The organism is Rhodopseudomonas sp. G2_2311 (assembly GCF_047501505.1).
Lineage (GTDB): Bacteria > Pseudomonadota > Alphaproteobacteria > Rhizobiales > Xanthobacteraceae > Rhodopseudomonas > Rhodopseudomonas palustris_H.
This window is the reverse complement of the sequence record NZ_JAZDRK010000003.1, coordinates 448,495-471,544: the sequence shown is the minus strand read 5'-3', so window position 1 is coordinate 471,544 and position 23,050 is coordinate 448,495. Positions and strand designations below refer to the sequence as shown.

Annotated in this window: 20 protein-coding genes; 14 read left to right on the top strand and 6 right to left on the bottom strand. The window is 65.6% G+C overall.

All coding sequences use genetic code 11. The features are described from left to right. The first annotated feature begins 696 nt into the window (after positions 1–696). Positions 697–3,867, top strand: coding sequence for an Rne/Rng family ribonuclease (locus VRZ08_RS07605; protein ID WP_414532160.1), 3,171 nt, complete (start codon positions 697–699; stop codon positions 3,865–3,867). Between the two features lie 378 nt (positions 3,868–4,245). Here VRZ08_RS07605 and VRZ08_RS07600 read toward each other — a convergent pair whose 3' ends face one another. The 3 genes from VRZ08_RS07600 to VRZ08_RS07590 form a co-directional block, all read right to left on the bottom strand. Beyond that, positions 4,246–5,583 carry a dicarboxylate/amino acid:cation symporter gene (locus tag VRZ08_RS07600; RefSeq protein ID WP_107346578.1) on the bottom strand — a complete coding sequence of 446 codons (1,338 nt, stop codon included), beginning with the start codon at positions 5,581–5,583 and terminating at the stop codon, positions 4,246–4,248. Positions 5,584–5,681: 98 nt separating this feature from the next. Next, positions 5,682–6,239 carry a biotin transporter BioY gene (locus VRZ08_RS07595; RefSeq protein WP_414532187.1) on the bottom strand — a complete coding sequence of 186 codons (558 nt, stop codon included), beginning with the start codon at positions 6,237–6,239 and terminating at the stop codon, positions 5,682–5,684. Between the two features lie 158 nt (positions 6,240–6,397). After that, a complete protein-coding gene (locus VRZ08_RS07590) occupies positions 6,398–7,588 on the bottom strand; it encodes a pyridoxal phosphate-dependent aminotransferase (RefSeq protein WP_414532159.1) in 1,191 nt (396 codons plus the stop codon). A gap of 107 nt (positions 7,589–7,695) precedes the next feature. Here VRZ08_RS07590 and VRZ08_RS07585 point away from each other — a divergent pair, with 107 nt between their 5' ends. From VRZ08_RS07585 to VRZ08_RS07570, 4 genes are all read left to right on the top strand, one after another. Beyond that, positions 7,696–9,123, top strand: a complete 1,428-nt coding sequence (locus VRZ08_RS07585; RefSeq protein ID WP_264052168.1) for a M48 family metalloprotease — start codon at positions 7,696–7,698, stop codon at positions 9,121–9,123. A gap of 183 nt (positions 9,124–9,306) precedes the next feature. Then, the gene (locus tag VRZ08_RS07580) at positions 9,307–9,696 is read left to right on the top strand and encodes a BA14K family protein (RefSeq protein ID WP_264073315.1); all 390 of its coding nucleotides are present in this window, start codon (positions 9,307–9,309) and stop codon (positions 9,694–9,696) included. A gap of 196 nt (positions 9,697–9,892) precedes the next feature. Then, on the top strand, positions 9,893–10,522 hold the full coding sequence (locus tag VRZ08_RS07575) for a peroxiredoxin (protein ID WP_107355553.1): 630 nt from the start codon (positions 9,893–9,895) through the stop codon (positions 10,520–10,522). Positions 10,523–10,712: 190 nt separating this feature from the next. After that, complete coding sequence (locus tag VRZ08_RS07570) at positions 10,713–11,480, top strand: DsbA family protein (protein WP_107355552.1); 768 nt, start codon at positions 10,713–10,715, stop codon at positions 11,478–11,480. An 83-nt stretch (positions 11,481–11,563) separates the two neighbouring features. Here VRZ08_RS07570 and VRZ08_RS07565 read toward each other — a convergent pair whose 3' ends face one another. The 3 genes from VRZ08_RS07565 to VRZ08_RS07555 all read right to left on the bottom strand — a co-directional run bounded on the left by VRZ08_RS07565 (position 11,564) and on the right by VRZ08_RS07555 (position 13,751). Continuing rightward, positions 11,564–12,247: a TetR/AcrR family transcriptional regulator gene (locus tag VRZ08_RS07565; protein WP_414532158.1), complete on the bottom strand. Its 684-nt coding sequence runs from the start codon at positions 12,245–12,247 to the stop codon at positions 11,564–11,566. Further along, positions 12,244–13,197, bottom strand: coding sequence for a cation diffusion facilitator family transporter (locus VRZ08_RS07560; RefSeq protein ID WP_414532157.1), 954 nt, complete (start codon positions 13,195–13,197; stop codon positions 12,244–12,246). Before VRZ08_RS07560 ends, VRZ08_RS07565 begins: the two co-directional genes overlap by 4 nt. 341 nt (positions 13,198–13,538) lie before the next feature. After that, the gene (locus VRZ08_RS07555; RefSeq protein WP_107344376.1) at positions 13,539–13,751 is read right to left on the bottom strand and encodes a hypothetical protein; all 213 of its coding nucleotides are present in this window, start codon (positions 13,749–13,751) and stop codon (positions 13,539–13,541) included. A 267-nt stretch (positions 13,752–14,018) separates the two neighbouring features. On the opposite strand from VRZ08_RS07555, the gene VRZ08_RS07550 reads away from it, so the two are divergent. From VRZ08_RS07550 to VRZ08_RS07510, 9 genes are all read left to right on the top strand, one after another. Further along, on the top strand, positions 14,019–14,741 hold the full coding sequence (locus tag VRZ08_RS07550; protein ID WP_414532156.1) for a DUF1236 domain-containing protein: 723 nt from the start codon (positions 14,019–14,021) through the stop codon (positions 14,739–14,741). A 291-nt stretch (positions 14,742–15,032) separates the two neighbouring features. Continuing rightward, positions 15,033–15,488, top strand: coding sequence for a type II 3-dehydroquinate dehydratase (gene aroQ, locus VRZ08_RS07545; RefSeq protein ID WP_414532155.1), 456 nt, complete (start codon positions 15,033–15,035; stop codon positions 15,486–15,488). A gap of 38 nt (positions 15,489–15,526) precedes the next feature. Next, the gene (gene accB / locus VRZ08_RS07540) at positions 15,527–16,024 is read left to right on the top strand and encodes an acetyl-CoA carboxylase biotin carboxyl carrier protein (protein ID WP_107355547.1); all 498 of its coding nucleotides are present in this window, start codon (positions 15,527–15,529) and stop codon (positions 16,022–16,024) included. Positions 16,025–16,139: 115 nt separating this feature from the next. Beyond that, positions 16,140–17,492 carry an acetyl-CoA carboxylase biotin carboxylase subunit gene (gene accC / locus VRZ08_RS07535; protein WP_107344372.1) on the top strand — a complete coding sequence of 451 codons (1,353 nt, stop codon included), beginning with the start codon at positions 16,140–16,142 and terminating at the stop codon, positions 17,490–17,492. A gap of 191 nt (positions 17,493–17,683) precedes the next feature. Then, positions 17,684–19,216, top strand: a complete 1,533-nt coding sequence (locus VRZ08_RS07530) for a sensor histidine kinase (protein ID WP_107355545.1) — start codon at positions 17,684–17,686, stop codon at positions 19,214–19,216. Further along, positions 19,213–19,656 (top strand): response regulator, encoded by a 444-nt coding sequence (locus VRZ08_RS07525; RefSeq protein ID WP_013502774.1) that lies wholly within the window; start codon positions 19,213–19,215, stop codon positions 19,654–19,656. The genes VRZ08_RS07530 and VRZ08_RS07525 overlap by 4 nt, the downstream gene beginning before the upstream one ends. Next, positions 19,653–20,744, top strand: a complete 1,092-nt coding sequence (locus VRZ08_RS07520; RefSeq protein WP_414532154.1) for a sensor histidine kinase — start codon at positions 19,653–19,655, stop codon at positions 20,742–20,744. The genes VRZ08_RS07525 and VRZ08_RS07520 overlap by 4 nt, the downstream gene beginning before the upstream one ends. Before the next feature lie 127 nt (positions 20,745–20,871). Then, a complete protein-coding gene (locus tag VRZ08_RS07515; RefSeq protein ID WP_408016361.1) occupies positions 20,872–21,543 on the top strand; it encodes a spermidine synthase in 672 nt (223 codons plus the stop codon). A 242-nt stretch (positions 21,544–21,785) separates the two neighbouring features. Next, complete coding sequence (locus VRZ08_RS07510) at positions 21,786–23,003, top strand: citrate transporter (RefSeq protein WP_264052162.1); 1,218 nt, start codon at positions 21,786–21,788, stop codon at positions 23,001–23,003. The last annotated feature ends 47 nt before the right edge of the window (positions 23,004–23,050 follow it).

The following is a 23,050-nucleotide window of genomic DNA, read 5'->3' as shown; positions in this document are numbered from 1 at the left end:
ATCCCAACCCTCCCGGAAGTCGTTCTACCGCAATAGAACTGCACGGTTAATCGGACCTTAAGTGGCTCGGGATGAAACCTGCGGAGTGTTGCCGGGCCGTGACGCTCACCTTGCAACCGCCACCCAATCCACGTATGTATTTACTGCTGACGGTCTATACTACCGGTTGTGTCGCGTTCAGCCACTCGGTGCAGCGCTAAGTCCCCGATCCCAAACCCGGCGGATTTTGCGTTTTGCCGGCCCCTCCGAGCCAGCGCAGCGCGCGGCAGGTCAAGGAGTGCCGGCCCAGCCCGAACGGCGTCCGTCCCCGGGCCTTCTCTTGTACCAGGGACGGTTCAACACTTCATGACCGGCCACATTCGGCACACCTGCCGGATGCCCTACTCCGGCTTAGCGCCTCGGCGCGGAGCCGGCCCATCAGCGAAACGACACGGCGGCTGATCGAGCCGCCACCTGTTCAGACGGGCCGACGCTTAATGCGCCAGACTGCGATGCCGAAACCGACCCACGCAAAGGCCGCGCCGCCGCGAAGCTCACGCTTCGCTTTGCGCGTCGCCTCGGGTCCCCGACCGGCACGGCACACCGCGATGCGTTTCGGCCTTCCCCTCACCCCCGAATCAGGTGAACCGTCGCGTCTGCCGGCCGCGCTGCTTGCGCGAGCCGTTTCGCGCGCGCTTCGCCGACATGAGTTGAAAAATGGCCAACAAGATGCTGATCGACGCCACCCACCCGGAAGAGACCCGGGTGGTCGTGGTCCGTGGCAACCGCGTCGAAGAGTTTGATTTCGAAACCGCCCAGCGCAAACAACTCCGCGGTAACATCTATCTCGCAAAAGTCACCCGGGTCGAACCCTCGCTGCAAGCCGCCTTCATCGAATATGGCGGCAATCGCCACGGCTTCCTCGCCTTCAGCGAAATCCATCCCGACTATTATCAAATCCCGGTCGCCGACCGGCAGGCCCTGATCGAAGCCGACGAACGCGCCCACCGCGAAGCCGAAGAAGAAAGTGAGCAGCGCTCCAGCCGCCGCCGGTCACGGCATCGCAGCCATCGCCGCCGCAACAACGGCGAGCGGGTGCAGAGCGAGATCGTCGAAGCCGTTGCCGACGTTGCGGCCGAGCAGCCGCACGAGGCTGCTGACCATCACGAGGCGCACGAGGTTGAGGCACACGCCGAGGGCGAGCGCCTGATGCATGAGCTGCCGGAGGGAGAGACCGCCGAGCAGCACGACGCCGCGCACGCCTCCGCCGATCACGAGCCCCCCCACGTCGAAGCCGCGCCGTCCGAAGCCCCCGCTCCGTCCGAGCCTGAGGTGAGCGCTGCAGCCGCGCCCGTCGCGAACGAGCAGCCGGCGGTTGCCGAAGCTCCCGAGCCGGTCGAAGCCCCGCAGGCCGCGGCGTCGCACGACGAGACCGACGCGCACAACGACGACCACGCCGAGGAAGGCGCCGGCTACGCCGAGGACGCGCCGTTCCCGATCGACGATCACCACGAGGCCGACGACCTCCACGAGGCGCACGATGATCACGTGCAAGCCGAGCACGAGGTCGAGACCGACTCCGAGGCGGAAGCCGAGGATGACGAGGAAGAGGACGACGAAGAGGAAGCCGAAGAGGACGTCGTCGAGTCCGTCGGCGGTGACGACGTGCTCGAAGAAGTGCCGGAACGCGCCTTCCGTCCGCGTCGGCAGTACAAGATCCAGGAAGTCATCAAGCGCCGCCAGGTGATGCTGGTGCAGGTCGTCAAGGAAGAGCGTGGCAACAAGGGTGCGGCGCTCACCACCTACCTGTCGCTCGCCGGCCGCTACGCTGTCTTGATGCCGAACACCGCCCGCGGCGGCGGCATCAGCCGCAAGATCACCTCGGCCCAGGATCGTTCGCGGCTGAAGGAAGTGGTGCAGGACCTCGACGTGCCGGAAGGCATGGGCGTGATCCTGCGCACCGCCGGCGCCTCACGGACCAAGCCCGAGATCAAGCGCGACTTCGAATACCTGATCCGGATGTGGGAGACGGTGCGCGACGTCACGCTGAACTCGCAGGCGCCGAAGCTGGTCTATGAAGAAGGCTCGCTGATCAAGCGCTCGCTGCGCGATCTCTACAACAAGGAGATCGATGAAGTGCTGGTGGCTGGCGAAGCCGGCTATCGCGAAGCCCGCGACTTCATGCACATGCTGATGCCGTCGCAGGTCCGCGCGGTGAAGCTGTATCGCGACGGCCAGCCGCTGTTCTCGCGGATGGGCGTCGAGAGCCAGCTCGACGCGATGTTCTCGCCGACCGTGCAGCTTCGCTCCGGCGGCTACATCGTCATCAACCAGACCGAAGCGCTGGTCTCGATCGACGTCAACTCGGGTCGCTCGACCCGCGAGCACCACATCGAGGACACCGCGCTCAAGACCAACATGGAGGCTGCCGAAGAAGTCGCCCGGCAGCTCCGGCTGCGCGACCTCGCCGGCCTGATCGTCATCGACTTCATCGACATGGACGAGAAGCGCAACAACCGCGCAGTCGAGCGCAAGCTCAGCGACTGCCTGCGGCAGGACCGCGCCCGCATCCAGGTCGGCCGCATTTCGCATTTCGGCCTGCTCGAAATGTCGCGCCAGCGCATCCGCGCCAGCGTGCTGGAAAGCTCGACCGAGCCCTGCCCGCATTGCGGCGGCTCGGGCCACGTCCGCTCGGTGTCCTCGGTGGCGCTGCAGCTGCTGCGCGGCCTCGAAGAGGTGCTGATGAAGGGCGCCACGCACAATCTGATCGTGCGCACCCGCACCGACGTGGCGCTGTATGTGCTCAACCACAAGCGCGGCCACCTGCGCGACCTCGAGACCGGATTCCGGGTGTCCTTGTCGGTGCTGGCTGATCCGACCGTCAGCGGCCAGCAGTCGTTCGTGATCGACCGCGGCGAACAGGTCCACACGCTGGAGACCGCCAAGGCGCTGCTCGCGGCGCAGATTGCCGCCTCCCCGGCGCCGCTCGACGAGCCCGAGGATGACGACGGCTACGATTTCGAAGCCGAGATCGAGACCGACGAGACCGTCGGCCTCGCCGAGGATCAGGGCAGCGAAGCCGGCGAGAGCGAAGGCGAAGGCCGCAAGCGCCGTCGGCGCCGCCGTCGTCGGCGGTCGGGCGAGCCGCGTGATGCCGCCGAGGCCGGTGCAGTGGGCGAAGACGGCGAGCAGCCGTTCGTGACCGAAGGCGTCGAGCAGGTCGGCGAAGCTGACGAAGGCGACGAGGCTGGTGAAGACGACAGCGAGACCGAAGCCCGCGCCGACCAGGGCGAGAACGGCGAACGCCGTCCGCGCCGCCGCGGTCGTCGTGGTGGCCGCCGCCGCCGTGGCACTGCGGATGGCACGGAGACCGAGGCCGGCGTGGTCGGCTCGATCAGCGACGAACTGAACGCAACCGACGAAGCCGAATCCGCCGATGCGGTCGCCGACTTCGACGGCGGCAGCCCGTCGGTGCAGCCGAGCTTCGAACCGGCAGCCGAGACCGAACAGCCGCATCACGCCGCGCCGCAGGACGCTGCGCCGTCCGAACCGCAGCACACGGCAGCCGCAGCCGCCGCACTCGACAGCGGCGACGCATCCGCCGAAGACGACAGCGCCGCGAAGAAGGCTGCGCGTCGCCGCTCTACGGTTCGTGAAAAGGTGAGCTTCGGCGCTCCGGCCACCTCCGAAGCGACGGCGGAACCTGCAGCCGACGTGCAGCCCGAGCCGACCGCTGAGGCCGAGCAGCCCGTAGCAGCCGCGCCTGCGGCAGAAGCCCCGGCCGCCGAGGCAGCGACGCAAGCAGCCGAGCAGCCTGCGCAGGAGCCCTCCTCCACCGCCCCGCGCCGGGTCGGCTGGTGGTCCCGCCGGTTCGGCGCCGGCAATTAAGCCGCCATCAAGACCACCGTTTCCAAAATGCCCGCGCACGCCGCGGGCATTTTCGTTTCAGGCATTGGTCAGGCATTAGTGGTGGGATCAGCGTTCCGCTGCGCGGCATCAGTTTGATCAGCCCTGACGCACCACTCGTGATGCCCGGGCTCGTCCCGGGTATCCACGCCTTGAAGCCGAAATTGCGAGAAAGACGTGGATGGCCGGGACGAGCCCGGCCATGACGAAGTAAGTGGCCAATCGGCCATCGTCTTAAGAGGCCGCGAATTCTCTGCAACTCACGGGCCGCATTCTCGGACTAACAAGCCCCTCAAAACGCAGATGCCCGCGACAAGCGCGGGCACCGACTTAGTCGTTGCAATCGTTGGTTCGAAGTCGTCAGCCGGTGGTAACGGCGGTCTCGACGTCGGACGGATCGATGGTGCGGTTGAGATTGGCGTGCAGGCGGTCGTGGTCGAGTTCGCCTTCCCACCACGACACGAACACCGCGGCAACACCGTTGCCCGTGATGTTGGTCAGGGCGCGGACTTCGCTCATGAACTTGTCGATCGAGAACACGATCGCCATCCCCGGCAGCAGCGCCGGATTGACCGCGGCGAGCGTGCCCGCGAGCGTCACGAAGCCGGCGCCGGTGACGCCGCTGGCGCCCTTCGAGGTCAGCATCGCCACCAACAGGATCGCGACCTGATGGCTGAAGGTCAGTTCGATGCCGAGCGCCTGGGCGATGAACAGCGTCGCCAGCGTCATGTAGATATTGGTGCCGTCGAGGTTGAACGAATAGCCGGTCGGAACCACGAGGCCCACCACCGACTTCGAACAGCCGAGCCGCTCCAGCTTCTCCATCAGCTGCGGCAGCGCGCTTTCCGACGACGAGGTGCCGAGCACGATCAAGAGCTCGTCCTTGATGTAGGCGATGAACTTGAAGATGTTGAATCCGACGAACCGCGCAATCAGTCCGAGCACCAGCACCACGAACAGCGCGGCAGTGGCATAGAACAGCAGCACCAGCCCGAGCAGGTTGCTCAGCGCGGCCGGGCCGTATTTGCCGATGGTGAAGGCCATCGCGCCGAACGCACCGATCGGCGCCGCCTTCATCACGATGGCGATGACGCCGAACACCGCGTGCGCGGCATCGTCGATCACGTCGCGCAGCCGATGGCCGCGCTCGCCCAGCGCCATTAGCGAGAAGCCGAACAGCACCGCAAACAGCAACACCTGCAGGATGTCGCCCTGCGCGAAAGCGCCGACCACGCTATCCGGGATGATGTGCAGCACGAAGTCGACCGCCTTAAGATGGCTGGCCTGATCGACGTATTTCGCCACCGCACCGGCGTCCGGTTTGGCGGCGAGACCGTGGCCGACCTGGAAGATATTGCCGACGATCAGGCCGAGCAGCAGCGCGAAGGACGACACCACTTCGAAATACAACAGCGCCTTGACGCCGACGCGGCCGACCTTGCGGGCGTCCTGGATATGGGCGATGCCTGACACCACGGTGCAGAAGATGATCGGCGCGATCACCATCTTGATCAGCTTGACGAAGCCGTCGCCGAGCGCCTTGATCCATTCGTTGGTGGCAAGGTGCGGCGACAGCCAGCCGACCAGCACGCCGACCACGATCGCGAACAGCACCTGGACGTAAAGCACCTTGTAGAAGGGCTTCGACTTGCCGCGTTGCGGCAGTGCTGGTGCATCGATATGGGTCGTTGCCGACATGGCGATCACTCCACTCGCTTGATGCCTGTCGAACGAAAAGACGTTGCTGGCCGACCGCAGGCAGTCCCGGTCGACCTAGTCGATTGAAGTACGAACCGTCAGCGTTGGCGGTCGACGATGCGGCGCACCGCGGGCAGCAAGGCCGCACCGAGGGCGGACTTGACCAGCGAGCCGGCGAGGAACGGAACCACCCCAACCCACCACGCCTTGGTGAGGCCGAGATCGAGACCGAAGGCGAGCCAGGCGAAGCCGAGCGTCAGAATGGCGAGGTGGCCGGCGAGCATTGCGACGAACAGCTTGGCCACCGAGCGGTCGAAGCCGCGTTCGGCGCACCAGCCGACCAGGACGGCGGCGACCACGAAGCCGGCCAGATAGCCGGCGGTCGGGCCGAGCAGCGGCACCACCCCGCCGACCGGTCCGGCAAACACCGGCAGGCCGGCGGCCCCTTCCGCCAGATAGGCGAGCACGGTCGCGGCGCCGAGCCGCGCGCCATAGGCGGCGCCGATCAGCACCACCACCAGCGTCTGCAGCGTCATCGGAACCAGCGGCAGCGGAAGGTTGAGCTTGGCGGACAGCGCCAGCAGCACCGAGCCGAATGCGATCAAAACCGCGATCCGCAACCAGGCGGAGAATCCGTCCGTGCGCCGCGGCCACAAATCGGCTGCGAGCGCGGTGTGGCCGCCGATCCTGGGCGGCGCGGACGAACCGAGCGGCAAGGGAATTCTCCCGAGAGGAATTAGTCGCGGGAGCCTATAGCGACGAAATGCCGCTCAGATCAAGCAGCGAAATTGCCGATCCAGTCATTCAGACGAAATTATCGTGCAAGCCAGTCCGTGATCCGGCGCACCGCTTCGCGCATGTCGTCGGCCGAACGGGCGTAGGAAAACCGCACGAAGCTCTTGCCGCGGACCGGATCGAAGTCGATGCCCGGGGTCGCGGCCACCCTCGCCTCTTCCAGCATCCGCTTGGTGAAGTCGTAGCTGTCGGCGGTGAAGGCCGACACGTCGGCGTACAGATAGAACGCGCCGTCGGCCGGCAGGAACTCGGTCAAGCCCGCCTTCGGCAGGCCCTCGATCAGAATTGCGCGGTTCTCCTCATAGCCGCGCTTGACCGCTTCCATCTCGTCGCGGCCGTCGAACGCCGCCTCGGCGGCGATCTGCGACAGCGTCGGCACCGAGATCGCCAGATTCTGCTGCAGACGCTCGACCGGCCGCACCAGATTCTCCGGCAGCACCATCCAGCCGACTCGCCAGCCGGTCATGCAGAAGTACTTCGAGAACGAGTTGATCACCACCGCGTTCGGCGACAACTGCGCAGCGGTCACCGCCGGGAACGCGTAGTCGAGACCGTGATAGATCTCGTCGGAAATGAAGCGGATGCCTTCGCTTTCGGCGACCGCGATCAGTTCGGTCAGCGCCTCGCGCGTCATCATCGTGCCGGTCGGATTGGCGGGGCTGCCGACCAGCACGCCCTTCAGCGGCGCCTTGCGGTGCGCCGCGAGCAGCGCTTCGCCGGTCAGCGCATGGCGCGTCTCGCTGTGCGTCTCGATCGGCACTGGCACGCAGCCGAGCGCATTCAGAATGTGACGATACGGCGGATAGCCCGGCACCGTCACCGCGACGCGATCGCCCGGCTCGAACAGCGCCAGGAACGACAGGATGAACGCGCCCGACGATCCAGTGGTGACCACGATGCGGTCCGGATCGACATCGCAGCGATAGGTTTCGCTATAATGCTTCGCGATCCGTGCGCGCAGCGACGGAATCCCAAGCGCGGAGGTGTAGTCGATCCGGCTGCTGTCGAGCGCCGCATGTGCGGCAGCGAGCGCGGCGCGCGGCGCCGGCGCCCACGGCTGTCCGACTTCCATATGAATGACGTGACCGCCGGCCGCTTCGATCCGGTCGGCCGCCGCCATCACGTCCATCACCATGAACGGCGGTACGTCGCTGCGGGCGGACGCGGTCAACAATCCGCGCGCACGTTGTGTCTTGGTCGCATCGAGCATCGAATTCTGCTATCCCCGCGCGGTCTGTTCGGTGAACCCGCTGCGCGCCGCGCCGCTGCCGTCTTGCTGGGCCGACCTGGAGATACCCGGAATTCGATGCTCGGCCAATGCTGAAGGACATTGCAGTTTTCGCCGGACGGCTATGCCCGTCCGCACGCAAGCAGGCGTCGCGGCTGGTCGCGGGGCTCACCGCGCTCGCGCTGGCGATCACGCCGGTTCCCGCGCTGGCGCAGGCTCCCACGCCGAAGGGACCGCCGCTGCTGCGCGACACCGAGACCGAGCAGTTGCTGCGCGACTACACCCGGCCGATCCTGCGCGTCGCCGGGCTGGAGAAACAGAACATCCAGGTCGCGATCATCAACGATCCGACCTTCAACGCCTTCGTCGCCGACGGCCACCGCATCTTCGTCAACTACGGCGCGCTGCTGCAGTCGGAAACGCCGAATCAATTGATCGGCGTGCTGGCGCATGAAACCGGCCACCTCGCCGGCGGCCATCTTTCCAAGCTGCGCACCCAGCTCGCGCAGGCGCAGACGCAGATGATCGTCGCGATGCTGCTCGGCGTCGGCGCGATGGTGGCGGGCGCCAGCGCCGGCCCGAACAGCGGCGCCGCCAATATCGGCGCGGCGGCGATCACCGCGCCGCAGGAAGTGATCCGGCGCAATCTGCTGTCGTATCAGCGCCAGCAGGAAGAGAACGCCGACCGTGCCGCGGTGAAGTTTCTCAACGCCACGCAGCAATCTGCCAAGGGCATGTACGAGACCTTCCAGCGCTTCACCAACGAGAGCCTGTTCGCGGCGCGCGGTGCCGATCCCTATGCGCAATCGCACCCGATGCCGGCCGAGCGCGTCTCAGCGCTCGCCGAACTGGCGCGGACCAGCGCGTATTGGGACAAGAAGGACGATCCGGCGCTGCAGATGCGCCACGACATGATGCGCGCCAAGGTGTCGGGCTTCATGGAGCGGGCCGATACGGTGTACCGCCGCTATCCGGCGTCGAACACCAGCCTGCCGGCGCGCTACGCACGCGCGATCGCCAGCTATCTGCACGGCGACCCGCGCTCGGCACTCGCACAGATCGACGGCCTGATCCAGGCTCAGCCCAACAATCCCTATTTCTACGAGCTACGCGGTCAGGCGCTGCTCGAAGGCGGCAAGCCGGCCGAGGCGATCGCACCGCTGCGCAAGGCGGTGGCGATGACCAACGGCGCGCCGCTGATCCAGATCCTGCTCGGCCAGGCGCTGGTCGCCAGCAACAATAAGGCCTACACCGACGAAGCCATCCAGATCCTGCGCGGCGCGCTCGGCCGCGAGGGCGAAGTGCCGCTCGGTTACAGCCATCTGGCCATGGCCTACGGCCAGAAGGGCAACTACGCCGAGGCCGATCTCGCCTCGGCGCAGGCGGCTTACTTGCGAGGCGATGCCAAGACCGCGCGCGAGCTTGCGGCACGCGCCAAGACCCGATTCCCGGTCGGCTCGCCGGGCTGGGTCAAGGCCGACGACATCGTCGCGGCGAAGATGCCGGGCCAGAAATAGCGTTGCGCGCGTCATTGTCGCGCCGCGGCGGATTGTCCCGTGTGCACGGCTCTGTCACACTCCCGGCGCGGCGATCTTGTCCGCTTGTGTCTCGCGATCGTCCAAGACTCGCGACGGTTGCGTTGAGCGCTCGGCGCTCACCAGCAAACAGCATCGCTGCTCCAACATCGGGAGAAAACATCCATGACCAACTCGACACGGCCCTCGGGCAACAAGCCCCGAAAGTTCATCACGCGTGCGCTGGCGAGCGTTGCGCTGCTGACGATGTACGGTTTGGGGATGATCGCCACCACCGGCGCGGCCATGACGCTGGCCTCGACGCCGGCGCATGCGCAGCGCGGCTGGGGCCGCGGGCGCGGACGTGGATGGGGTCGCGGCCGTGGGCGCGGCTGGGGTGGCCCGGGCGCCGCGGTCGGCATCGGCATCGGCGCGGCGATCGTCGGCGGCGCCATTGCAGCCAGCCAGGCCGAAGCGGCACGGCAGCAGGACTACTGTGCGCGGCGCTTCCGATCGTACAATCCGGCGACCGGCACCTACATCGCCAAGGGCGGCCGCGAGATGCCCTGCCCGTAGCCGTACCGAGATAGGACATTGATCGGGCGACGCATGATCATCATGCATCGCCCGATGCTTTTTGCAGATGCTTTTGCGACGAGTTCCTTGATCCTGCGGTGCGGAATCTCCATTTAGAAGGTCTCCATCCTTCCACGCGCACGACCTCGTTCGGCGCGTAATCCAGCACTCTACAAACGTACAGGAGACCCTACCGATGTCCCTTCATATCGGCGACATTGCCCCCGACTTCACCGCCGACACCACCAAGGGCAAGATTTCGTTCCACGACTTCATCGGCAGCTCCTGGGTCTTCTTCTTCAGCCATCCAGCCGACTTCACCCCGGTCTGCACCACCGAGATGGGCAAGACCGCCAAGCTGGCGCAGCCGTTCGCGTCGCGGAACGTCAAGCCGATCGGCCTGTCGACCGACACCGTGGACGAGCATCTGAAGTGGATCGCGGACGTCAACGACACCCAGCAGACCGACCTGCAATTCCCGATCATCGCCGATCCGGAGCTGAAGGTCGCCAAGCTCTACGACATGATCCATCCGAACCAGAGCGATACCGCTGCGGTGCGTTCGGTGTTCATCATCGATCCGAACAAGAAGATCCGTCTCACCATGACCTACCCGATGAATGTCGGGCGGAACTTCGACGAGATCCTGCGCGTGATCGACGCGTTGCAGTTCGCCGATAAGCACACCGTCGCGGCCCCGGCCGACTGGCGCCCGGGCGACAAGGTCATCATCCCGCTGTCGGTCAAGGGCGAAGCCGCCACCAAGGCGTTCCCGCAGGGCTGGGAAGAACCCCGCCCCTATCTGCGCCTGACCACCATCAAGTAACTCGGCACGCGATCTGACGACGCCGGCGTTCGGTTCTCCCGGGCGCCGGCGTCGTCGCGTCGCACCGGCCTCAGGCCCTGCCTGACCGGATCGTGTTCACAAAAACCGCGTATTTGCCGGGGAAAAGCGCTATGAAACGTCCGAATCCACGCGTCTTTTCCACGACCTGACCCGCCGAAGGGATCCGCCTATGCTGTCGTTCCGCCCGCTCGCCACAGCCCTGCTCGCGCTCGCCATCGTTGGCGCGCCGGCCGTTGCCTCGGCGCAGAAGTTCTCCGACGAGCAGCGGAGCCAGATCGAATCCATCATCAAGGAATATCTGGTGTCGCATCCTGAGGTGCTCGAAGAAGCCTCGGAAGAGCTCGGCAAGCGCCAGGCTGCGGCGCAGGCCGAAAAGCATCAGCAGGCGATCAAGGACAATGCCGACATCATCTACAATTCGCCGCGCGGCGTGACGGTCGGCAACAAGAACGGCGACGTCACCATGGTCGAGTTCTTCGACTACAATTGCGGTTACTGCAAACGCGCGATGACCGACATGATGGAGCTGATGAAGGACGATCCGAACCTGAAGGTCGTTCTGAAGGAATTCCCGGTGCTCGGCCCGCCCTCGGTCGAAGCCGCTCAGGTCGCGATCGCCGTGCGGATGCAGGACCCGACCGGCAAGAAGTATCTCGACTTCCACCAGAAGCTGCTCGGCGGCCGCGGTCAGGCCGACAAGGCGCGCGCGCTCGCGGCCGCGAAGGACGCCGGTCTCGACCCCGCCAAGATCGAGAAGGACATGAACAGCCCGGAAGTGCGCGCCACCATCGAAGAGAGCTTCAAGCTCGCGGAGTCGATGGGCATGAACGGTACGCCGAGCTACGTGATCGGCAAGCAGGTGGTGGTCGGCGCGGTCGGCCTCGACACGCTGCGCCAGAAGATCAACACCGCGCGCTGCGGCAAGGACAAGTGCTGAGCGCGATCGTCGCCTGAGTTAGCATCGCCAGTCGCCGTCTGTTGCGGCGCTGGCGATCTTGCCAAACGATCATGCCGGACGTTTCAGTCCGACCTGCAGCCCGCGCGGCTGCAGAGCCCCTCGATAAACAGCTCGTTGGCGATTTCGAAGACGGTTTCCGTCTCGACGGCCAGATACGAGCGAGCCAGTTTCCTGAGAACCGGAAACTCGGCAGACGGCAGCTCTTCCATTTCCACGACATCGGACTCGCGAGCCGGCCGGACCAGTCCGCAGATCTCTGCCGTGCACAACCCGATCACGCCTGCGTACCAGGCGAGACAGACGGCAGGTGCCTCCGCGTCGGACACACCGGCGTCGACCAGCGCGCGATGAACCATTTCGATATGCGGGAAGTCGGCGACCCCGGTGTTGAGAAATCTCTGCAGCAGCGGAAACGTGTTCGGATAGCGGAGCGCCAGCGCACGATGATCGCGCGCGTGCATCCGAAGCCGATCCTGCCAAGGCAGGTCGTGGCCGACCGGCGAGAGCTTCGCCACCAGTGCGTCCGCCATCGCGCGATACATGCCGTCCTTGTTCTTGAAGTGATAGAGGATCGCCATCGGATCGCAGCCGACTCTGTCGCCGAGTTTGCGCACGCTGAAGGCGGCCTCTCCCACCTCCTCCATCAGACCCACCGCGGTCTCGACGATCGCCTGCTTGGCAAGACCGCGCGGGCCGGAGCTCGCGCGGGTCTTGGTGTTCGATTTCGTGTCTACGGTCGACGTCATTCGGCCCATTCAGGATCACCCGTGAACACAACGGTCAGCCAACGGTTCGGTCCGTCGTCGCCAACCAGATCTCCGATCTCGTCCCGCAACACGTCCCATTCGCCGATCGTGCGCGCCGGCGCATCGGCAGGAACGATGAAGTACAATTCGATCTCCTTCGATCGTCCGACCCGCGCCACGTACGCACGGTAGGAGACGAAGCCGTGCTTGGCGACGAATGCCGCCGCCACCGTGTCCAGGTGCTTCTTCAGATCGACCGGCGTCACCAGAAAGATGTCGGCCAGTGCCTGCCGCACCGTCGAAACCGGCAGCGGAATGATGAGCACGCACACCGCAGCCAGAACCGCCGGATCGATGTAGGGCGAAATCCACTGCCATGATGTCCCCTGCACCGTCAGGCCGATCATGAAGGCGATCAGCAGTGCGGCGCTGATGCCGGCCGACATGATCCAGCCGCGCACGTCGAGGCGAACGAACTCCGATCCGATCTTGCGATTGGCGCGCCATTCCACAGCCGCGATGCCCGCGCAGGCGATCACCGTGACGGCCGCGTAAATCACCGCCGAGCCGAACTCCAGATCACGCCCGCCACTCAGCAGGCTGCCGATCGCCGTGACCAGCGCGTAGAGCGCCGCACTGATCAGCAAGGTGGCGTTCAGCCCGAGCACCATCGGTTCGAGGTGCCAAAGGCCGAACGAAAAGCGCTCTCTGAGCTTGCGCGACAGATGATCCGCCACCGCGTAGGACGTGATCAGGTTGACCACGATCAGCGACAGCAGGCTCATCCCCGCATCGATCAGGGAATACACCCCATCGAACACGATCGAGAACGATCCCGAGAACAGGCCGAAGCCGATGCCGAGAAAAGAGATCACGAATGTCACGGCGATCGAGGTTCTCAACACGCCGCGTTCGTCTGACAGATCAAAAAATGAGAGCAGTCCGCTCATGGTTCGCTCGCAGTCCGAGCCTGACGTCGCGAGTGAGCTCTCGGACACGCGCGTCCGCATCCTATGCAGACGGGTGAAAGACCGGCGGTCCCGCCAAGAGCCTGATTGAGGGTCGCGAAACCTGTCGCGACACCACCGTGAGAAGCTCTCGCAACGCTGTCAGCCGCTGACGGTAGCCAATTTCTACACTGTAGAGATTAGCGAGGCAACCGTACGATGCCGCGCCATCCTGACGCAGGAATGACGGCACCCGCCACCTACCCGATGGCGCGTCAAGTTTATGCGCGGGCATCCGCAGTCGGCCCGCGTCCATCGTGTACGGATGCGAATTGCAGAAGGGTTTAGGACGGAAACTCGGTTTCGGCGACGTCGACACGGTCGGCGTGCAGCGACCATTCCGGCAGCCGCTCCTGTTCGCAGAACCGCTGCTTGGCGAGTTCGATCGCGCCATCGCTGGTTTCAGCGTCGACCTCCAGCAGGCCCTGGCAGATTTCCTCGTGACGGCCGTTCTCGCCGAGGATGCCCTTCATAAATCGCACGATGTAGCGAGCCATGACACCTCCGGTTGGAGTCTCGCGGCGAAGGTGCACGCCTGAATTCGCATCGGCTGGTTCAGGCTGCTGGCCGCGAGCGTTTGGGTCGGGCAATCGCGACCGGATCATTGGGTCGCACGGAGCCTCACGGACCGTCAGACTAGTCCGAACATGACGGTTCGACAAAACAAAACTCCGGGAACGTCAGCGTACGGAACTCCTCATCACCGCGGGAACGGTGCTGCAGGGATGAAGTTGAGGCACGGGCAGGCACATGGGAGAGCCCCAATGAACCATCGCTTGTTGCTGTCAGTCGCCGCCGCCGCACTGATCGCTGGCGGAGCCGCCGCCGACGCGCAGTCGTCATCCTCCGGTAGTTCCAGCGGCAGTGGCGTCGCCGCCACCTCCGCGCCATCGGTCGGACAGTCCACGCCCGCGCCAAGCGGTGCCGGCGCTTCGCAGATGCAGCGCTCCGACTCCGACCGCTCCGGCACTTCGCGCGAAGCCCCGGCGATGGATCGCAGCGCCAACGATGCCACCAAGGGTGTCAGCGATCATGATCGCGACCGCTCCAAGATGAAGGCCGAAGATCGCAACGAGCGAAGCGGCAACCGCAATGCCGACAATGATCGCGATCACGACAGTAAAATGCAGCGCGGTGCCGACAACGACCGCGACCATGACCGCAGCAAGCAACGCGGCGCGGATAACGACCGCGACCGGTCGTCGACCACCACCGGCCAAGCCGGCGCCCGGGCGCAGCTCTCGACCGAGCAGCGCACGAAGATCACCACGGTGATCAAGAACCAGCACATCGAGCCGCAGACCAACGTCAACTTCTCGATCTCGGTCGGCACGCGCGTGCCGCGCGAGGTCCACTTCCATCCGCTGCCAACCGAGATCGTGACGGTCTATCCGGATTGGCGAGGCTACGAGTTCTTCATGGTGCGCGACGAGATCGTGGTGGTGAATCCGCGCACGCTGGAAATCGTCGCTGTCCTCGACATCTGATTCACGCACTCCAACACAGGGGGCGGTCATGGCCGCCCCCTGTGCATTCCCTTAGGTGTCCCGGCACCACGCCGCGGCCTCGATTGCGAACAATTCCTGTCGGTTGCGCAGGCGAACTCGTCCAAAGCATCAGGGAATTCATCCCCTGTTCGAGCCTGTTCAGGCTTCCCCTCAGCCCCGAGGTTACCTATAACGCCCGCGATCAGGTGAATTTCGCCGGATTCCGACAGGCTGTGCGGCGGGTTGTCCCGCTCGGCTGGATCAGATTCGCAAAAATTGCCGGAATTTTCGATGGCTCAGACGATTTACGTGCTGAACGGCCCGAACTTGAATCTGCTCGGGACCCGTGAGCCGGAAATCTACGGTCGCGCCACCTTGGCCGATGTCGAGAAGCTGTGCGCCGAGACCGCCGCCGGTTTCGGTCTGGTCGCCGTCTGCCGTCAGTCCAACCACGAAGGCCAGCTGATCGACTGGATTCATCAGGCGCGCAGCGAAAAGGTGGCTGGCCTCGTGATCAATGCCGGTGGCTACACCCACACCTCGATCGCTCTGCATGACGCCCTTGTCGGCGTGCAGGTCCCGACGGTGGAAGTCCATGTTTCCAACGTATTTGCGCGTGAGGACTTCCGTCACCACTCCTTCATCGCGAAGGCCGCCTTCGCCAGCCTGTGCGGCTTCGGCATCGACGGCTATCGCCTGGCCATCACCGGCCTCGCCGCCAGACTCGGCGCCCGCACCACGGCCTGAGCCCGCCCGTTCACTCAAGACATCTGGATCGACACACCATGGCCCGCCAGCCTGCAGAGAAAACCGCCGCCGAGCCGACCACCGCCCCGGCGACCGACGACAGCAGCCTGATCCGCGAACTCGCGGTGCTGCTGGATGAGACCAACCTGACCGAGATCGAGATCGAACGGGCCGGTCTGCGCGTGCGCGTCGCCCGCAACGTCAGCATCGCCGCAGCGGTACCGGCTGCCTACGCGCCGGCCCCCGCCGCCGGTGGCGCGGCCGCCGCGAAAGACACCTCGTCGGTCGATCTCGCCAAGCATCCGGGCGTCGTCACCTCGCCGATGGTCGGCACCGTGTACTGGGCACCTGAGCCGGGCGCCAAGCCGTTCATCGATGTCGGCAGCCGGGTGTCGGTCGGCGAGACGCTGTTCATCGTCGAGGCGATGAAGACCATGAACCAGATTCCTTCGCCGAAGGCCGGCGTCGTCACCCAGATCCTGGTCGAAGACGGCCAGCCGGTCGAGTTCGGCGAGCCGCTGGTCGTGATCGAGTAAGAGGCGGATCGGACGCAGCGATTAGCGAGTGAAACACGCCGCTTAGCTGCATCTCTTCCACACTCCCTTCGCTACTCGCCACTCGCCTCTTTGGCCTCACAGCGCGGTTAAGCCGATGTTCGATAAAATCCTGATAGCTAATCGCGGCGAGATCGCCCTGCGCGTGCTGCGCGCGTGCAAGGAGCTCGGCATCGCCACGGTCGCGGTCCATTCCACCGCCGACGCCGACGCGATGCACGTCCGCCTCGCCGACGAAAGCGTGTGCATCGGCCCGCCGCAGTCCAAGGACAGCTACCTCAATGTTCCGGCGCTGCTCGCCGCCTGCGAGATCACCGGCGCCGATGCGGTGCATCCGGGCTACGGCTTCCTGTCCGAGAACGCCCGTTTCGCCGAAATCCTCGACGACCATAATCTGCACTTCATCGGCCCCAAGGCCGAGCACATCCGCCTGATGGGTGACAAGATCGAGGCCAAGAAGACCGCCAAGCGGCTCGGCATCCCGGTGGTGCCGGGCTCCGACGGCGCGGTCGGCCCCGACGACGATGCGATGTCGATCGCCAAGGAGATCGGCTTCCCGGTGCTGGTCAAGGCCGCGGCGGGCGGCGGCGGACGCGGCATGAAGGTCGCGCACACCGCCGACGATCTGGCGCTGGCGATCTCCACTGCTGGCAACGAAGCCAAGGCCGCGTTCGGCGACGCCTCGGTGTATCTGGAAAAGTACCTGCAGAAGCCCCGCCACATCGAGATCCAGGTGCTCGGCGATGGCCGTGGCGGCGCGATCCATCTCGGTGAGCGCGACTGCTCGCTGCAGCGCCGGCATCAGAAGGTGTGGGAGGAAAGCCCCTCGCCTGTGATCAGCCCGGAAGCGCGCGCCCGGATCGGCGGCATCTGCGCCAAGGCGATGCAGGAGATGCAGTATCTCGGCGTCGGCACCATCGAATTCCTCTACGAGGACGGCGAGTTCTATTTCATCGAAATGAACACCCGCATCCAGGTCGAGCATCCGGTCACCGAGATGATCACCGGTATCGATCTAGTGCTGGAACAGATCCGGATCGCCGCTGGCGGTGATCTCCCGGTGACCCAGGACGAGATCACCCTCAACGGTCATGCGATCGAGTGCCGGGTCAACGCCGAAAACCCGGTGACCTTCCGGCCGTCGCCCGGCAAGATCTCGCGCTACCATCCGCCCGGCGGCCTCGGCATCCGGATCGATTCAGCGGTGTATCAGGGCTACACCATCCCACCGTATTACGACTCGCTGGTCGGCAAGCTGATCGTCCACGGCAAGACCCGGGGCGAGTGCCTGATGCGGCTGCGCCGCGCGCTCGACGAGATGGTGGTGGACGGCATCGAGACCACCCTGCCGCTGTTCCGCGCCCTGGTGCGTGAGCCGTCGATCATCGATGGCGACTACCACATCCACTGGCTGGAGCAGTACCTCGCCTCGGGCGATCCTGCAGGTTAGCGGCCTAACCTCTTGCAGCGGGTTCGCTTTCCTCGCGAGCCCGCTCGTTCCAGCCGAAACGAACACATCCCAAATTCTCCTGCGTCCCTCGGGAACCTTTCCGCCTCAGCTGCGTTAGAAAGCGTTCTGAGTTCTGCCTTGCGACGCCTGGGGGATGGCTTGCCTGATTTCGTTCGTGCTGGAGGCGCGCGGTGACGCCTGAATCCGCGCGCAAACGCTCGTTTGCCCAGATCACCCTGCTGTCGCTGTCGTTCGCCGTGCTGGTCGCGATCAGCCTCGCCTCGGTGTACTGGCTGCAGAAGGCGCGCGAGGACAACGCCTGGGTCGCCCACACCCTGGAAGTCCAGAACCAGATCGCTCTGGCTCAGTTGCAGCTCCGCCGCGCCGAGAGCGCCGAGCGCGGCTATGTCCTGACCCGCCAGGACGACCTGATCGCCCAGTTCGAGGAAGCTGCATCCGACGTGGTCCCGCGGCTGAAGCGGCTGCGCGATTTCGTCGCCGACAATACCGCTCAGGTCCCCTACATCGATCAGGCGATCGCCTCCGCAACCGCGCGCATCGAACGGTTTCGCCAGGTGATCGCGCTGGCGCAGCAGGACCGGATCGACGAAGCCCGGCAATTGCTGCGCGACATCGATGGCCGCCGCGCCATGGACACCCTCACCTCGTCGCTGACGGCGATGCGGCAGGAGGAAAACCGGCTGTTCTCGGAACGCACCACCGAGGCCGACCGCAGCCAGGCGCTCGCCACCATCATCACCACCACCGGCTCGGGGCTGGTGCTGGTGCTCGCCGGGATGTCTATCTTTCTGGTCCGCCGCTCGGCGCGGGCGCGCGACGAGGCCGAAAATCAGCTGCGCGAGAACAACCTCAACCTCGAATCCACCGTACAGGAACGCACCACCGACCTGCGCGAGGCCAACGAGGAGATCCAGCGCTTCGCCTACATCGTCAGCCACGATCTGCGCTCGCCGCTGGTCAACATCATGGGCTTCACCAGCGAGCTCGAGGAGCTGCGCAGCGACATCTTCCGCCGGATCGCGACGCTGAGCCGCGAAGTCGCCGGCAAGCAGAGCGCGGCCAATGCCGACAGCGACGGCGAGCCGGAGCTCGAACCCGCCGACCGCCAGCTCTCCGAGGATTTCACCGAAGCGCTCGGCTTCATCAAATCCTCGATCGGCAAGATGGACCGGCTGATCAGCGCCATCCTCAATCTCACCCGCGAAGGCCGCCGCCAGTTCCAGCCGGTGCGGATCGACACCCGTGAGTTGATCGAGAACATCGCCTCGACCGTGGCGCATCAGGCCGCCGAGGCCGATGCGCAGATCCGCATCGAGCCGCTGCCGGAGATCGTCAGCGATCGGCTGGCGCTCGAACAGATCTTCTCAAATCTCATCGATAACGCCCTGAAATATCTGAAGAACGGCGTGCCGGGCGACATCGTGATCCGGGGCCGCCAGAAGCTCGGCTTCGTGATCTTCGAAATCACCGACAATGGCCGGGGGATCGATCCCAAGGACCACCAGAGAATCTTTGATCTTTTCCGCCGCGCCGGTACACAGGACCGGCCCGGCCAAGGGATCGGCCTCGCCCATGTGCGAGCGCTGGTCCGACGCCTGGGCGGCACCATGTCGGTGTCATCAGCGCTCGGCGAAGGCTCGACCTTCACCATCACCCTGCCGGCCAAATGGGCGGCGAATAAGAACCAGGAACAGCGCGCATGAGTAACCCAGTCACCATCATCATGATCGAGGACGACGAGGGTCATGCCCGTCTGATCGAGCGGAACATCCGCCGTTCCGGCGTCAACAACGAGATCATCCCGTTCACCTCCGGGACAGCCGCGCTGAATTATCTATTCGGCAGCGACGGCACCGGCATCGAACACAAGCACCGCGCGCTGTTGGTGCTGCTCGACCTCAATCTGCCCGATGCCAGCGGCATCGACATCCTGCGGCGGATCAAGGAGAACGATCATCTCAAGACCACCCCGGTGGTGGTGCTGACGACGACCGACGATGCGCACGAGATCAAGCGCTGCTACGAGCTCGGCTGCAACGTCTACATCACCAAGCCGGTGAACTACGAGAGCTTCGCCAACGCGATCCGCCAACTCGGCCTGTTCTTCTCGGTCATCCAGGTCCCTCAGCCCGACGCTCCATGACAGACGCCAAGCCGACCCTGCTCTATATCGACGACGACGAGGCGCTCGGACGCCTCGTGTCGCGCGGCCTGCAGCGGCAGGGATTCAGCGTCGAACACGTGCTGAGCGGTGAAGCCGGCCTGGAGCGGTTGCGCCAGGGCGGCGTCGACGTGATCGCGCTCGATCAGTACATGCCCGGCCTCGACGGGCTGGAGACGCTGGAGCAGATCCAGGCGATCCCGGATCCGCCGCCCGTGGTGTTCGTCACCGCCTCGCAGGATTCCAAGATCGCCGTCACCGCGCTGAAAGCCGGTGCCGACGATTATCTGGTCAAGGACGCCCAGGGCGAGTTCGTGCCGCTGCTCCAGGTCGCCGCCGATCAGGCACTGAAGCAGGCGATGGTGCGCAAGGCGCGCGACGACGCCGAAGCCGAAGTGCGCGCCTCCCGCGACCGCTACGCTGCGCTCGCTGCCGAACGCGAAATGCTGCTGCGCGAGGTCAACCACCGTGTTGGCAATTCGCTGCAGATCATCGCCTCGCTGCTGCATCTGCAGGCCTCGTCCAGCAAAGAGGAAGAGGTCAAGGCTGCGCTGACCAATGCGATGGGCCGGGTCGCGGCGGTCGCGCAGGTGCACCGCCGGCTCTACACCTCCCACGACCTCAAGAGCGTGATGCTCAACCAGTATCTCGAGGCGCTGCTCGAAGACTTGCGGCGTTCGGCCGAAGGCAACCGGATGTCGCGGCTGACGCTGTCGGCACAGCCGGTAGAGACCGATCCGGACCGCGCCGTGGCGATCGGCATCATCGTCAACGAGCTGGTGATGAACTCCGTCAAATACGCCTACCCCGAGGGCAAGGGCCCGATCCATGTCGAGCTGAAGGCGAGTGGCGACGACCTCGAACTGGTGATCTCCGACGACGGCGTCGGGCTCAACGTCAAAGCCAACCCGCAATCGACCGGCATGGGCCAGCGCATCGTCAGCGCGATGGCCGCCAAGCTCGAAGCCGACGTCGAGCGCGACCCGCAGCACGCCGGCACCCGGATGGTGCTGCGCTTCCGCCGCGTCAACGCCCCTGCCACCCCCGCCCCCGAGCCCGCAGCTTCCTGACCTTGTGCACCCGCCAGGGTGACACCAGCCCGCCTGCGCACTACACAGGCCGCGGGTTCTCCGGCCGGACGAACCGCCGGACCTCACCTGTCTGCCGGCGACCTCTGATCGACCAAAGGCGACGACTTTGCTTCCCTGGATTCAATTGGCCACCGCGAAAGTCCCCGGCGGCGGCGAATTGCGCCTGATGCGGCGCGGCGAGGAGTTCTCGATCCGGCTCGACGCCAACGAGCTGATGAATAGCCGGCTCGGCGGCTCCGAGGAGGCGCTCGCCACCCTCGCCTGTCAGAAGCTCGCCGGCCGGGCTCGTCCGCGCGTCCTGATCGGCGGCCTCGGCATGGGCTTCACGCTGCGCGCCGCGCTGAAGGTGTTCGGGACCGATGCCGTCATCGAGGTCGCCGAACTGGTCCCCGAAGTGATCGACTGGGCCCGCGGCGAGATGGCCGGGCTGTACGGCGACAGCCTGACCGATCCCCGCGTCAGCATCCTGCAGCGCGACGTTGGCGAGCTGATCCGCGCCGGCGCCGGGCGTTATGACGCCATCCTGCTCGACGTCGACAACGGCCCCGAAGGACTGTCGCGGCCCGCCAACGACCAGCTCTACGACAGCCGCGGCCTCTCCGACGCCCGCGCGGCGCTGCGCGGCGGCGGCGTTCTGGCGGTGTGGTCGTCGGGCCCCGACGACAGCTTCACCAAGCGGCTGCGGCGCGGCGATTTCGTCGTCAACGAAGTCCCGGTTCGGGCGGTCGGCAAACGCACCGGCTCGCGGCATTGGATCTGGCTCGCGGTCAAAACCTGACCGGCCAAACGTTGCCGGCGAACATATTGCTTTGCCGGCCGGTGCCCTAAGACCATTGCCGCCTTGCCATTCTGTCGCACCTCGGGCAGCTTCCGCCGCGCCGCCGGCCCAACCGGCTCGGCCGAGCAAATTCGGGAAGATACGCCTTTGAACGCTCACGCCCTCAGCGGCCATAGGTTGCCGTTCGTATCTCGCTGGCGCGCCGCTGCGGCGCAGCCCGACCAGTCCGGCGCGAGGCAGCCGTGACACCGATCCTGATCTTCGGCATCCCGCTCGATTTCATCCTGTTCGCCGCCACCCTGGTCGGGGTCGCGATTTTTCACCGCCATACGTTGCTAATCGCGCTCGCTGGCCTGGTCACCGTGGTCGGCTACAAGCTGGCGTTCGCCGGCTTCAAGACCGGCGTCGGCCTGTCCGGCCTGGCGCTGCACATGCAGCACGAATGGGTCACGCTGGCGAACCTGTTCCTGCTGCTGATGGGCTTTGCGCTGCTGTCGGCGCATTTCGAGAAGAGCGGCATTCCCGACGAGATGCCGGCGCTGCTCCCCGACGACTGGAAAGGCCCGGTGGTACTGCTCGGCCTGGTGTTCGTGCTGTCGAGCTTCCTGGACAACATTGCCGCGGCGCTGATCGGCGGCATGGTGGCGCGGCACGTGTTCCGCGGCCGGGTGCACATCGGTTACCTCGCCGCGATCGTCGCCGCCTCGAATGCCGGCGGCTCCGGCAGCGTGGTCGGCGACACCACCACGACGATGATGTGGATCGCCGGCGTCTCGCCGCTCAGCGTGCTGGAAGCCTATGTGGCGGCGGTGATCGCGCTGGCGCTGTTCGCGGTGCCGGCCTCGATCCAGCAGCAGAAGTTTTCGCCAATCGTGAAGAACGCGCCGAAAGGCCTGCAGATCGAGTGGGTGCGGGTCGGCATCGTCGCCGCGATCCTGATCGCGGCGCTGGCGGCCAACGTCACCGCCAACATGAAATTCCCCGCCCTGCTCGACCACGCGCCGGTGCTCGGCCTGACGGTCTGGGCGGTGATCCTGATCACCGCGCCGCTGCGCCGCCCGGATTGGGAGCTGATGCCCGCGACCTTCAAGGGCACGATCTTCCTGCTCGCGCTGGTGACCGCGGCCTCGCTGATGCCGGTCGAAGAACTGCCCACCGCGAGCTGGCAGACTGCGCTCGGCCTTGGCTTCGTCTCGGCCGGCTTCGACAACATCCCGCTCACCGCGCTGGCGCTGAAGCAGGGTGGCTACGACTGGGGCTTTCTGGCCTATGCGGTCGGCTTCGGCGGCTCGATGATGTGGTTCGGCTCCTCGGCCGGCGTCGCGATCACCAATATGTTCCCGGAAGGAAAGTCGGTGGTGATGTGGCTGCGCCACGGCTGGCACGTCGGCGTCGCCTATTTCATCGCGTTCTTCGCGATGCTGCTGCTGGTCGGCTGGCATCCCGACCTGCCGCACTGAGCCACTGATCGCCCGCTGTTCCCACGGGGTCGCGCGCCGGCATCGTC